The 12294-nt window shown below is 61.8% G+C and carries 12 protein-coding genes; 10 read left to right on the top strand and 2 right to left on the bottom strand.

What is annotated here, in order from left to right:
* The first annotated feature begins 9 nt into the window (after positions 1–9).
* From CFII68_RS00635 to CFII68_RS00605, 7 genes are all read left to right on the top strand, one after another.
* On the top strand, positions 10–924 hold the full coding sequence (locus CFII68_RS00635; RefSeq protein ID WP_018614189.1) for a glutamate/aspartate ABC transporter substrate-binding protein: 915 nt from the start codon (positions 10–12) through the stop codon (positions 922–924).
* A gap of 190 nt (positions 925–1114) precedes the next feature.
* Positions 1115–1861, top strand: a complete 747-nt coding sequence (locus tag CFII68_RS00630) for an amino acid ABC transporter permease (protein ID WP_018614191.1) — start codon at positions 1115–1117, stop codon at positions 1859–1861.
* Positions 1861–2532, top strand: coding sequence for an amino acid ABC transporter permease (locus tag CFII68_RS00625; RefSeq protein ID WP_018614193.1), 672 nt, complete (start codon positions 1861–1863; stop codon positions 2530–2532). Before CFII68_RS00630 ends, CFII68_RS00625 begins: the two co-directional genes overlap by 1 nt.
* Positions 2529–3263, top strand: coding sequence for an amino acid ABC transporter ATP-binding protein (locus tag CFII68_RS00620; protein ID WP_018614195.1), 735 nt, complete (start codon positions 2529–2531; stop codon positions 3261–3263). Before CFII68_RS00625 ends, CFII68_RS00620 begins: the two co-directional genes overlap by 4 nt.
* A 161-nt stretch (positions 3264–3424) precedes the next feature.
* Complete coding sequence (locus tag CFII68_RS00615; RefSeq protein WP_018614197.1) at positions 3425–5329, top strand: sensor histidine kinase; 1905 nt, start codon at positions 3425–3427, stop codon at positions 5327–5329.
* Positions 5326–6654: a sigma-54 dependent transcriptional regulator gene (locus tag CFII68_RS00610; RefSeq protein WP_018614199.1), complete on the top strand. Its 1329-nt coding sequence runs from the start codon at positions 5326–5328 to the stop codon at positions 6652–6654. The genes CFII68_RS00615 and CFII68_RS00610 overlap by 4 nt, the downstream gene beginning before the upstream one ends.
* A 24-nt stretch (positions 6655–6678) precedes the next feature.
* Positions 6679–7008, top strand: coding sequence for a GlpM family protein (locus CFII68_RS00605; protein ID WP_177325063.1), 330 nt, complete (start codon positions 6679–6681; stop codon positions 7006–7008).
* Between the two features lie 9 nt (positions 7009–7017).
* Here the strand turns inward: CFII68_RS00605 and CFII68_RS00600 are convergent, their stop codons facing one another.
* A complete protein-coding gene (locus CFII68_RS00600; protein ID WP_018614203.1) occupies positions 7018–7632 on the bottom strand; it encodes an NAD(P)-dependent oxidoreductase in 615 nt (204 codons plus the stop codon).
* A 216-nt stretch (positions 7633–7848) separates the two neighbouring features.
* Positions 7849–8727, bottom strand: coding sequence for an MBL fold metallo-hydrolase (locus CFII68_RS00595; RefSeq protein WP_018614204.1), 879 nt, complete (start codon positions 8725–8727; stop codon positions 7849–7851).
* Between the two features lie 115 nt (positions 8728–8842).
* On the opposite strand from CFII68_RS00595, the gene CFII68_RS00590 reads away from it, so the two are divergent.
* The 3 genes from CFII68_RS00590 (at position 8843) to gcvH (ending at position 12289) form a co-directional block, all read left to right on the top strand.
* Positions 8843–9748, top strand: a complete 906-nt coding sequence (locus CFII68_RS00590) for a LysR family transcriptional regulator (protein WP_018614206.1) — start codon at positions 8843–8845, stop codon at positions 9746–9748.
* Positions 9749–9968: 220 nt separating this feature from the next.
* A complete protein-coding gene (locus tag CFII68_RS00585) occupies positions 9969–11477 on the top strand; it encodes a sigma-54-dependent transcriptional regulator (RefSeq protein WP_018614208.1) in 1509 nt (502 codons plus the stop codon).
* A 428-nt stretch (positions 11478–11905) separates the two neighbouring features.
* Positions 11906–12289 (top strand): glycine cleavage system protein GcvH, encoded by a 384-nt coding sequence (gene gcvH / locus CFII68_RS00580; RefSeq protein WP_018614210.1) that lies wholly within the window; start codon positions 11906–11908, stop codon positions 12287–12289.
* Positions 12290–12294: the final 5 nt, after the last annotated feature.

The raw sequence follows: 12294 nt of genomic DNA on the forward strand, positions 1-12294 counted from the left end.
GAAACATCGATGCGTATCGTTCCCCATCTCCTGGGCGCAGCCATTGCTGCCGCTCTGATCAGCACTCCGGTTTTCGCAGCCGAACTGACCGGCACATTGAAAAAGATCAAAGAGTCCGGCGTTGTCACGCTGGGCCATCGCGATGCTTCCATTCCGTTTTCCTACATCGCGGACGCTTCCGGCAAGCCGGTCGGCTACTCCCACGATATCCAGATGAAAGTCGTCGAAGCACTGAAAAAAGACCTGGACTTGCCCAACCTGCAGGTCAAGTACAACCTGGTCACCTCGCAAACCCGTATCCCGCTGGTGCAGAACGGCACCGTGGACCTGGAGTGCGGCTCCACCACCAACAACGTCGAGCGTCAGCAGCAGGTTGACTTCTCCGTTGGCATCTTCGAGATCGGCACCAAGCTGCTGTCCAAGAAAGATTCCAAGTACAAGGATTTCGACGACCTCAAGGGCAAGAACGTCGTGACCACCGCCGGCACTACGTCCGAGCGCATCCTCAAGGCGATGAACGCCGACAAGCAGATGGGCATGAACGTCATCTCCGCCAAGGACCACGGCGAATCCTTCCAGATGCTGGAATCGGGTCGTGCCGTTGCGTTCATGATGGACGACGCCCTGCTGGCCGGCGAAGCCGCCAAGGCCAAGAAAGCCGATGACTGGGCCGTGACCGGTACCCCACAGTCCTACGAAATCTACGGCTGCATGATGCGCAAAGGCGACGAGCCGTTCAAAAAGGCTGTCGATGACGCCATCAAGGCCACCTACGCTTCGGGCGAGATCAACAAGATCTACGAAAAATGGTTCATGCAGCCTATTCCGCCAAAAGGCCTGAACCTGAACTTCCCGATGAGCGAAGAACTCAAGGCACTGATCGCCAAGCCGACCGATAAAGCGGCTGACGACAAGAAATCCTGATTTCTGACTAACCTTATCTCCTGAAGGGGCCCGGCCCTTTCAGGGGATGGTCACTCCCTGCTGGCAACTCTGGAAACACTCGAACCGGTGGCTGTCGAGCCGATCGCGTGTGCCTGGCCTCCAAGCCGGGCGGGAACGGAGTTTCCCCAGGCAGGCATTTGTACATCGAACGATCTGAGGGGAGACCCTAATGAATTACAACTGGGACTGGGGCGTGTTCTTCAAGTCCACCGGCGTGGGCAGCGAGACTTATCTCGACTGGTACGTGGCCGGCCTGGGCTGGACCATCGCCATCGCCGTCGTCGCCTGGATCATTGCCCTGCTGCTGGGCTCGATCCTGGGTGTGATGCGTACCGTGCCGAACCGGCTGGTGTCGGGTATCGCCACGTGCTACGTGGAGCTTTTCCGTAACGTGCCGCTGCTGGTTCAGCTGTTCATCTGGTACTTCCTGGTCCCGGACCTGCTGCCCGCCGATATGCAGGAGTGGTACAAGCAGGACCTGAACCCGACCACCTCGGCCTACCTGAGCGTCGTGGTGTGCCTGGGCCTGTTCACCGCCGCCCGGGTCTGCGAACAGGTGCGTACCGGCATCCAGGCGCTGCCGCGTGGCCAGGAATCCGCCGCGCGCGCCATGGGCTTCAAGCTGCCGCAGATCTACTGGAACGTGCTGCTGCCCCAGGCCTACCGGATCATCATTCCGCCGCTTACTTCGGAATTCCTCAACGTCTTCAAGAACTCTTCCGTGGCCTCGCTGATCGGCCTGATGGAACTGCTCGCGCAGACCAAGCAGACCGCCGAGTTCTCCGCCAACCTGTTCGAAGCCTTTACCCTGGCGACGCTGATCTATTTCACCTTGAACATGAGCCTGATGCTGCTCATGCGCATGGTCGAGAAGAAAGTCGCGGTGCCCGGCCTGATCTCCGTGGGGGGTAAATAATGGAATTCGACTTCACTGGCGTCATCCCGGCCATTCCCGGCTTGTGGAACGGCATGCTGATGACCCTCCAACTGATGGCCCTTGGCGTGGTCGGCGGGATCATCCTGGGGACCATCCTGGCGCTGATGCGCCTGTCCCACAACAAGCTGGTCTCCAATATCGCTGGCGCCTACGTCAACTATTTCCGCTCGATTCCGCTGCTGCTGGTCATCACCTGGTTCTACCTGGCGGTGCCGTTCGTGCTGCGCTGGATCACCGGCGAAGACACGCCGATCGGCGCGTTCGGCTCCTGCGTCGTGGCATTCATGATGTTCGAGGCAGCGTACTTCTGCGAAATCGTGCGGGCCGGCGTACAGGCGATTCCCAAGGGCCAGATGGGCGCCGCCCAGGCACTGGGGATGAATTATGGCCAGGTCATGCGCCTGATCATCCTGCCCCAGGCGTTTCGCAAGATGACCCCGCTGCTGCTGCAACAAAGCATCATCCTGTTTCAGGACACCTCGTTGGTCTACACGGTCGGCCTGGTGGACTTCCTCAATGCTTCGCGGGCCAATGGCGACATCATCGGCCGCTCCAATGAGTTCCTGATCATCGCAGGTCTCGTGTACTTCACAATCAGCTTTGCCGCCTCGCTGCTGGTCAAGCGTCTGCAAAAAAGGTTCGCCGTATGATCTCTATCAAAAACATCAACAAGTGGTATGGGGACTTCCAGGTACTGACCAATTGCAGCACCGAGGTCAGCAAGGGTGAGGTTGTGGTGGTGTGCGGGCCGTCCGGTTCGGGCAAATCCACGCTGATCAAGTGCGTGAACGCCCTGGAACCGTTCCAGAAAGGCGACATCGTGGTCGATGGCACATCCATCGCCGACCCGAAGACCAACCTGCCGAAGCTGCGTTCGCGCGTGGGCATGGTGTTCCAGCATTTCGAACTGTTCCCGCACCTGACCATCACCGAGAACCTGACCATCGCGCAGATCAAGGTGCTGGGCCGCAGCAAGGAAGAAGCCACCAAGAAAGGCCTGCAACTGCTTGAGCGCGTGGGTCTCTCGGCCCACGCCCACAAGCACCCGGGCCAGCTCTCCGGCGGCCAGCAGCAGCGCGTGGCGATTGCCCGTGCACTGGCGATGGACCCGGTGGTGATGCTGTTCGACGAACCGACCTCGGCCCTTGACCCGGAAATGGTCAACGAAGTGCTCGACGTGATGGTGCAACTGGCCCACGAAGGCATGACCATGATGTGCGTGACCCACGAAATGGGCTTCGCCCGCAAAGTGGCGAACCGGGTGATCTTCATGGACCAGGGCCAGATCATCGAAGACTGCCCGAAAGAAGAGTTCTTCGGCGACATCAGCGCCCGCTCCGAACGCGCGCAGCATTTCCTTGAGAAAATCCTGCAGCACTAAACAACACCACTCCCCACTGTGGGAGCGGGCTTGCTCGCGAAGAGGTCAGCACATTCAACATCAATGTGGCTGACACACCGCCTTCGCGAGCAAGCCCGCTCCCACACAGGGATCGGAGTTGGCTTGTCGATTTGTGTTGTGGTTGACCCAAGGCTTCTGTGATGAAATGCGACCCCACCCTTTATCGCGCCGCGCCGCCATCACTCGCCGTGAAACCCCGCCTGATCCGCCATCTGTTCCTGCCGCCACTGGTCATCGCCCTGATGATCGGCCTGGGTTACCTCGGCTTCTGGATCAGCGAGCACTATGGCGTACGTGGCCTCGCCGAGAATGGCGAACGCCAGTTGGAGCTGCACGCCCGTGCGGTCGAAAGCGAGATCAGCAAGTACACCTACCTGCCCAGCCTGCTGGAACTTGAATCGAGTGTCTCGCAACTGCTCGACGACCCGACGCCCGAGCACCGCAGGACCGTCAATGAATACCTCGAAGGCCTGAACCGCCGCAGCCGCAGCCGGGCCATCTACGTGATGGACACCACCGGCCGGGTGATGGCCACCAGCAACTGGCGCGATGTCGACAGTTACCTGGGCGAAGACCTGTCCTTCCGCGCCTATTTCCAGAACGCCGTGCGCGGCCAGCCGGGGCGTTTCTACGGCATCGGCAGCACCAACGGCGAACCCGGCTACTACCTGGCCCATGGCTTGGAGCAACAAGGCAAGATCATTGGCGTGGCCGTGGTCAAGGTGCGCCTCGAAGCCCTGGAAGAGCGCTGGCAGCGAGCGCGGCTGGAGGCGTTTGTCAGTGATGAGAACGGCATCATCATCCTGTCCAGCGACCCGGCGCGGCGGCTCAAGTCGGTTCGCCCCCTGAGCGACGACACCAAGGAGCGCCTGGCCCGCAGCCTGCAGTACTACTGGTTCCCGCTCAATGAACTGGTGCCACTGGCCCGGGAACGCCTGGCCGAAGGCATGGAGAAACTGACGTTCCCGGCCAACAGCGAACTGGTGCCCGACGAGCGCGCCATCAGCTACTTGTCGCAGACCCGGCCCTTGAGCGATACACCGTGGAATTTCACCCTGCTGACCCCACTTGAAGACCTGCGTCGCCAGGCGATCAACCAAGGCATCCTGGTGGCCGTGGCCTTCGCCCTGGTGGCGTTCCTGCTGATTGCCTGGAACGAACGACGCAAGGTCATCGCCACCCGCCTTGCGGCCCGGGAAGCCTTGCAGCAAGCCAACAACCAGCTCGAGCGTCGGATTACCGAACGCACCACCGACCTGCGCGCCAGCAACGAACGACTCAAGGGCCAGATCCGCGAGCGGCGCCAGGCCGAAGAGACCTTGCGCCGGGCCCAGGACGAATTGGTCCAGGCCGGTAAACTGGCGGCCATCGGCCAGATGTCCACCAGCATCGCCCATGAACTCAACCAACCGCTGGCGGCGCTGCGCACCTTGTCCGGCAATACCGTGCGCTTCCTGGAACGCGGTCAACTGGACATCGCCAGCACCAACCTCAAGACCATCAACGAATTGATCGACCGCATGGGCCGGATCACCGCCAGCCTGCGCTCCTTTGCCCGGCGTGGGGACGACCAGGGCCAGGCCAGCCTCGGCAAAGGTATCGAGGCCGCGCTGCAACTGCTGGGCGCTCGTCTTGAAAGCTTGAACATCCAGATTCATTCCAGTTTCGACGACGTCCAGGTGCAAATTGACCAGACGCGCCTGGAGCAGATCCTGGTGAACCTGATCGGCAATGCCCTGGACGCCATGCAGACGCAACCCGAACCGCAGCTGTGGCTCGAAGGCCAGGCCGGCGATGGCAAATATCGCCTGCGTGTGCGAGATAACGGCCACGGTATTGACCCAGAAGCACGCAAGCATCTGTTCGAACCCTTCTTCACCACCAAACCCGGCGAACAAGGCCTGGGCCTGGGCCTGACGCTTTCCGCCAGCCTGGCCGCCGCCACGGGCGGATACCTGGGCGTCGAGCACCCGGTCGAGGGCAGTGGAACCACCTTTGTCCTCAGTTTACCGTTGGTAAGCCTTTCACCTGTCGAGCCGCTATGAACCACGACCTGAGCGTACTGATCGTCGAAGACGACCCCCACGTCCTGCTGGGCTGCCAGCAGGCCTTGAGCCTGGAAGACATTCCCTGCATCGGCGTGGGCAGCGCCGAAGAGGCCCTGGAGCGTGTCGACGATAACTTTGCCGGCATCGTCATCAGTGACATTCGCCTGCCGGGCATCGACGGCCTGGAACTGCTGACCCGCCTCAAGGCACGGGACCGCAGCCTGCCGGTGGTGCTGATCACCGGCCACGGCGACATCTCCATGGCCGTCGGTGCCATGCAAAAAGGCGCCTATGACTTCATGGAGAAACCCTTCTCTCCTGAACGCCTGGTGGACGTCGCCCGCCGTGCCCTGGAGCAGCGCAGCCTCGCCCGGGAAGTGTCATCGCTGCGTCGGCAATTGGCCGAACGCGATTCCCTGGAAGGCCGGATCATTGGCCGCTCGCCCGCCATGCAGCACCTGCGCGCGCTGATCGCCAACGTCGCCGACACCTCGGCCAACGTGCTGATCGAAGGCGAAACCGGCACCGGCAAGGAACTGGTCGCCCGTTGCCTGCACGACTTCAGCCGACGCCACGACAAGCAGTTCGTCGCATTGAACTGCGGCGGCCTGCCGGAGAACCTGTTCGAAAGCGAGATTTTCGGCCACGAAGCCAATGCCTTTACCGGTGCCGGCAAACGCCGGATCGGCAAGATCGAACACGCCGACGGTGGCACGCTGTTTCTCGACGAAGTGGAAAGCATGCCCCTGCCCTTGCAGATCAAGTTGCTGCGCGTGCTGCAGGAACGCACCCTCGAGCGCCTGGGTTCGAACCAGAGCGTGGCCGTGGATTGCCGGGTGATCGCCGCCACCAAGTCCGACCTGGACGAAATGGGCCGGACCGGGCAGTTCCGCAGCGACTTGTATTACCGCCTCAACGTGGTGACCCTGGAACTGCCGCCACTGCGCGAGCGGCGCGAAGACATCCTGCAACTGTTCAAGCACTTTCTCCAGCAGTCGTCCCTGCGCTTCGACCGCACGGTGCCGGAGCTGGACAACCAGACCCTGTCGAACCTGATGAGCCACGACTGGCCGGGCAACGTACGCGAACTGCGCAACGTCGCCGAGCGTTACGCCCTGGGCCTGCCGGCGTTCAAGCGCGCCGGTGCCAGCGGCGGTAACCAGGGCCTGGCCTTCGCCGAAGCCGTCGAAGCCTTCGAGCGCAACCTGCTGGTGGACGCCCTGCAACGCAGCGGTGGCAACCTGACCCAGGCCAGCCTGGAGTTGGGCATGGCCAAGACCACGCTGTTCGACAAAGTCAAAAAATATGGCCTGAGCCATTAACTGGGCGGGAAACCTGTGGATCTGATTTTCAAGGCGGCGCTCGGTGCAGCCGTGGTGGTCATCCTGGCGATGCTGGCCAAGACCAGGAACTATTACATCGCCGGGCTGGTGCCGCTGTTCCCGACCTTCGCCCTGATCGCCCATTACATCGTCGGCAAGGGCCGCTCGGTGGACGACCTGAAGACCACCATCGTGTTTGGGATGTGGTCGATCATTCCGTACTTCGTCTATCTGGCAACGCTGTACGTGATGGTCGACCGCATGCGCCTCGAAGCCTCATTGGCCGTGGCAGCCGTCGCCTGGCTGATGGCGGCGACGGTGCTGGTCAGCGCTTGGGTACGGCTTCACGGCTGATCTCTGTGATCAATAACCGACGGTAAATCGCGTCCGCGAAAACTGCGGCGTTTCCACTTCATCGATCATCGCGATAGCGTAGTCGGCAAAGCTGATCCAGCTACGCCCGGCATCGTCGAACAGCAGGTGATTCTTGCCGAGGCGAAACTGCTCCGTGCGCTCGGTTTCGACGAACTCTGCCGAAGGCGAAAGGAAGGTCCAGTCCAGGTCTTGCTCCTGGCGCAGTACATCGAGGAACAATGCTCCGGCGCTGGCTTCGGCCAGGTATTCCTCCGGGAAGCCATCGCTGTCGATCACACGAGATCCGTCCGGGAGCAGCAACGAACCGGCCCCGCCGACGACCAGCAAACGCTTGACCCCAGCGGCTTTCACCGGCGCGATGAGCTTGTCGGCCGACACGCTGGCAAAGTGGGCCGCGCTGATCACCACATCGTGATCGGTCACCGCCGCCGTCAATGCCTCGCTGTCCAATACATCCAGTTGCTTGCTGACCACCCCGGCCCTTTCACCGATTTTCGCGGTGTTGCGGGCAATGGCCGTCACGCTGTGACCACGGCGCAGGGCTTCTTCCAGCAATTGGCTGCCGGCGCGACCGGTGGCGCCGATGATTGCGATTTTGCTCATGGTGTTCTCCATTGGTTAGCGATGTTCGAAATGTATGCTCTTGTGGCGAGGGGATTTATCCCCGCTGGACTGCGAAGCAGTCCCAATGCGCCATTGGTGATAAACCTGATGTAACCCGTTCAGCCTTTTTAGGGCCGCTTCGCAGCCCAGCGGGGCGGTGCGACGTTTCGCTGAATCCCCTCGCCACAAAGGAGTACCGCCCCCAAGATTTGTGTCTCACCACTTCATCTCGCCCTTCGCCACCTTGGCACTCAGTTCCAGGGAACTGTCTTCACCCAGGTTCGGGTAGCGTTGCTTCATGGCGGCGATCAGCGCGGCGGAATCCTTGGCCTTGGCGGTTTCTTCATCGAAGGCCTTGATATAGCCGGCGGTGAATGTCACCGGGGCCAGGGACCGGGCGCTTTCACCCAGGTAGTGGCCCGGGATCACGGTGTTCGGCTGCAGCTTTTCAATACCGGCAAGGGTCGCCAGCCAGTCCTTGTGGGACTGCGGCGTCTGGGTGTCAGCCATCCAGACATGAATGTTCTCGGCCACCACCACACCGCCTACCACGGCCTTGATCGATGGAATCCACACGAAACTGCGGTCCGGCTGTGGGCCATCGAGGCCGACGATCTGCAAGCGCTGGCCTTCCAGGGTCAGGCTGTCGCCCTTGAGTACCTGGGGCACGATGGCTTTGGCCGGTGCATCGGTCTTCAGAATCGGCCCCCAATATTTCAGCTTGCCGTCCATGGTGTGTTTGATGTGCTCGACAGTCGGTGCGGACGCCAGCACCTTGGCCTCAGGGAACGCGGCGGTGAGGGTTTCCAAACCAAAATAGTAGTCTGGATCGCCGTGGCTGATGTAGATCGTGGTCAATCGCTTGCCGCTGGCGCGGATTTTTTCCACCACCTGGGCGGCCTGGGTCTTGCCGAACTGGGCGTCCACCAGGATTGCCTCTTTTTCACCGCTGACTAAAACCGAAGTCACCGGGAAAACCGCCGCCGCGCCGGGGTTGTAGACGTCCAGCGTCAGGCCGGCGGCCCAGGTCTGGGCGGTGAAGGCCAGGGCGGCGGTTGCCAGCAGCAGGCGCTTGAGTGGGATAAGTCCGGTCATGGTGTGCTCCGTTGTCCAAAAACCCGTCAGGGGAATGGGGATTGAGCTTAGTTACCTTACTCGTTACAAAAAATGCGATGCTGGAACATAGTTTGTTTCTGAAATCGGGCAAATCATGGATCGTCTACAAGCAATGCGGGTGTTCGTCACGGTGGTGGACCTGGGCAGCCAGTCGGCGGCGGCCGAGCATCTGGACCTGTCGCGGCCGGTGGTGTCGCGCTATTTGGCGGAGCTGGAGGACTGGGTCGGTGCCCGGCTGATGCACCGCACCACTCGCAAGCTGAGCCTGACGGCCGCAGGCACGGAGATCCTGCCGCGCTGCCGGCAGATGCTCGAGCTGTCCGGCGACATGCAAGCCGCCGTCAGCACCCCGGACGACGCGCCGCGGGGCATGCTGCGCATCAGCGCCAGCACCTCGTTCGGCCAGGCCCAACTGGCGAGCGCCATGGCCGAATACGTCAAGCGCTACCCAGGGGTGAGCGTCGACCTGCAAATGCTCGACCGCACCGTGAACCTGGTGGATGAGCGCATCGACCTGGCGATCCGCATGAGCAACGACCTGGACCCGAACCTGATTGCCCGTCGCCTCACGGTCTGCCGCTCGGTGATCTGCGCTTCGCCACAGTATCTGCGCGAGCACTCGACACCGCTGCGCGTGGAAGACCTGAGCCGGCACAACTGCCTGACCCACTCCTACGTCGGCAAGAGCCTGTGGCATTTCGAGCAGGACGGCGAGCAGGTCTCGGTGCCGGTGCAAGGTAATATCAGCGCCAACGAAGCCAGCACATTGCTTCAGGCCACGATAGCCGGTGCCGGCGTGGCCATGCTGCCCAGCTACCAGGCCGGCGCCCACATCAAGAACGGCGAACTGATCCGCCTGCTGCCCCACGCCGAACCCCGCCGGATGAACATGTACGCGGTGTATGCCTCACGCAAACACATGCCGTCGGCACTGCGCAGCCTGCTGGATTTTTTGGTGCTCAAGTTTCCCGAGATGCCCGAGTGGGATGTGGGGCTCTAAGCGATAGCCGCCTCACCGCCGACCGCCACTGTGGGAGCGGGCTTGCTCGCGAAGGCGGAGTGCCAGCCAATCAAATGTCGACTGGTACACCGCTTTCGCGAGCAAGCCCGCTCCCACAGTGGAGGTCGGTGTATTCCTTGTCTCTTCGCCAGGATTTCACCAACAGCCCGCCCCAAGGCATACTGGCCACCCTCCGCACTCCAGAACCCAAAACCGCCCCATGCGTATCCACGTCAGTTTCATCGACCGCGTCGGCATCACCCAGGAAGTCCTGGCCTTGCTCGGTGGGCGCAATCTCAATCTGGATGCGGTGGAAATGGTGCCGCCCAACGTCTACATCGACGCCCCGACCCTCAGTCCACAAGTGCTCGACGAGTTGCGCGAGGCGCTGTTCAGCGTGCGCGGCGTGCAGGCGGTCACCGTGGTGGACATCCTGCCGGGCCAGCGTCGGCACTTGCAGCTCGATGCCTTGCTCGCCGCCATGACCGACCCGGTGCTGGCCCTGGACAGCGCCGGCAAGGTGTTGCTGGCCAATCCGGCGCTGATTGCCCTGTACGGGCGTGAACCGGCCGGGGAAAGCGTGGCCGAGCTGTTCGGTGACGAGGCCTTGCTGGACGCCTTGCTGGAGAACGGTTTCCGCTTGCCGCTGCGGGAAATCACCCTCAACGGCCAGACGTTGCTGCTGGACGCCACGCCCATCACCGACGCCGGCGCGCTGCTGACGCTGTATCAGCCGAACCGCATCGGCGAGCGCCTGTCGGCACTGCATCACGATCACGCCGAAGGTTTCGACGCGCTACTGGGCGAATCCCCGGCGATCCGCACCCTCAAGGCCCGGGCCCAGCGGGTCGCGGCGCTGGATGCGCCGCTGCTGATCCAGGGCGAAACCGGCACCGGCAAGGAACTGGTGGCCCGGGCGTGCCATGCCATCAGCGCCCGTCATGGCGCACCGTTCCTGGCCCTGAACTGCGCAGCATTGCCGGAGAACCTGGCGGAAAGCGAACTGTTCGGCTATGCCCCCGGCGCCTTCACCGGAGCGCAACGAGGCGGCAAGCCGGGACTGATGGAGCTGGCGAACCAGGGCACGGTATTCCTCGATGAAATCGGCGAGATGTCGCCGTACCTGCAAGCCAAGCTGCTGCGCTTCCTGAACGATGGCAGCTTCCGCCGAGTGGGCGGCGACCGGGAAATCAAGGTCAACGTGCGGATCCTCAGCGCCACCCACCGCAACCTGGAAAAAATGGTCAGCGAGGGCTCGTTCCGCGAAGACCTGTTCTATCGCCTGAACGTGCTCAATGTCGAAGTCCCGCCGCTGCGGGAACGCGGCCAGGACATCCTGCTGCTGGCGCGTTATTTCATGCAGCAGGCCTGCGCGCAGATCCAGCGCCCGGTCTGCCGCCTGGCCCCCGGCACTTACCCGGCCCTGCTGGGCAACCGCTGGCCAGGCAATGTGCGGCAATTGCAGAACGTGATCTTCCGCGCCGCGGCCATCTGCGAAAGCAGCCTGGTGGACATCGGCGACCTGGACATCGCCGGCACCTCCGTGGCGCGCCAGGGCGATGTGGAAGTCGAAAGCCTGGAACAGGCCGTGGAAAGCTTCGAGAAGCACCTGCTCGAAAGCCTCTACGTCAACTACCCCTCCACCCGCCAGCTCGCCAGCCGCCTGCAAACCTCCCACACCGCGATTGCCCATCGGTTGCGCAAGTACGGGATCTCCAACAAGCCCTAGTTTTACTCGGTCCATGTGGGAGCGGGCTTGCTCGCGAAAGCGGTGTGCCAGTCGACATCCAATTAGCTGACACACCGTCTTCGCGAGCAAGCCCGCTCCCACAGGGATTCTTGTGTTGCATTCGAAAGTAGCGTCAAAAACGACCTCCACCTGTACTGAAAGCGCTACAGTGGAACGATATCGATACACTCATCGCTAAGCAGCGCTGCGCAAGGCTTTGATCCCACAACGATTTTTTCCAGCCTCCCATCTGTAGCGATTTCGCTACAGCGAAGTTGGTCCAAGCTTTGACAAAACCAGTCAAGCCATTGATGTGTAAGCAATTATTAACATTGGCCGCATTCTTGCTATGGGTATTAGCATTCGGCCGGGCCAAGCCCCGTGCCTTTCTTCGCGTCCACCAGACGATTCTGGCCCCAGGAGTTTCCATGAGCGAGTTGCGTTTCACTGAAGATCACGAATGGCTGCGCACCGAAGCCGACGGCAGCGTCACCGTAGGCATTACCGCTTTCGCGCAGAACGCATTGGGTGACGTGGTTTTTGTGCAACTGCCTGAACTGCAGGCCTATGAAAAAGGCGCCGAAGCCTCCACCGTGGAGTCGGTCAAGGCCGCCAGCGGTGTGTACATGCCACTGGACGGTGAAGTGCTCGAAGTGAATGGCAACCTCGACAGCAGCCCGGAACTGGTCAACGAAGATCCGATGGGCGAAGGCTGGTTCTTCCGCTTTAAACCGACCGACGTCGACGCAGTGGCTAAGCTGTTGGATCAAGACGCCTACGATCGCCTGATCAAAGCCAACGCCCAAGCCTGAGGAGC

The sequence above is a fragment of the Pseudomonas sp. CFII68 genome, from assembly GCF_000416195.1.
GTDB lineage: Bacteria > Pseudomonadota > Gammaproteobacteria > Pseudomonadales > Pseudomonadaceae > Aquipseudomonas > Aquipseudomonas kilonensis.

Excerpts from the sequence above, each read along its gene's own strand:
- gcvH (WP_018614210.1), top strand. The coding sequence starts at position 11,906 with ATGAGCGAGTTGCGTTTCACTGAAGATCACGAATGGCTGCGCACCGAA.
- CFII68_RS00600 (WP_018614203.1), bottom strand. The coding sequence starts at position 7,632 with ATGAGCAAAATCGCAATCATCGGCGCCACCGGTCGCGCCGGCAGCCAA.
- CFII68_RS00595 (WP_018614204.1), bottom strand. The coding sequence starts at position 8,727 with ATGACCGGACTTATCCCACTCAAGCGCCTGCTGCTGGCAACCGCCGCC.
- CFII68_RS00630 (WP_018614191.1), top strand. The coding sequence starts at position 1,115 with ATGAATTACAACTGGGACTGGGGCGTGTTCTTCAAGTCCACCGGCGTG.
- CFII68_RS00625 (WP_018614193.1), top strand. The coding sequence starts at position 1,861 with ATGGAATTCGACTTCACTGGCGTCATCCCGGCCATTCCCGGCTTGTGG.
- CFII68_RS00620 (WP_018614195.1), top strand. The coding sequence starts at position 2,529 with ATGATCTCTATCAAAAACATCAACAAGTGGTATGGGGACTTCCAGGTA.
- CFII68_RS00610 (WP_018614199.1), top strand. The coding sequence starts at position 5,326 with ATGAACCACGACCTGAGCGTACTGATCGTCGAAGACGACCCCCACGTC.
- CFII68_RS00615 (WP_018614197.1), top strand. The coding sequence starts at position 3,425 with ATGAAATGCGACCCCACCCTTTATCGCGCCGCGCCGCCATCACTCGCC.
- CFII68_RS00635 (WP_018614189.1), top strand. The coding sequence starts at position 10 with ATGCGTATCGTTCCCCATCTCCTGGGCGCAGCCATTGCTGCCGCTCTG.
- CFII68_RS00585 (WP_018614208.1), top strand. The coding sequence starts at position 9,969 with ATGCGTATCCACGTCAGTTTCATCGACCGCGTCGGCATCACCCAGGAA.
- CFII68_RS00590 (WP_018614206.1), top strand. The coding sequence starts at position 8,843 with ATGGATCGTCTACAAGCAATGCGGGTGTTCGTCACGGTGGTGGACCTG.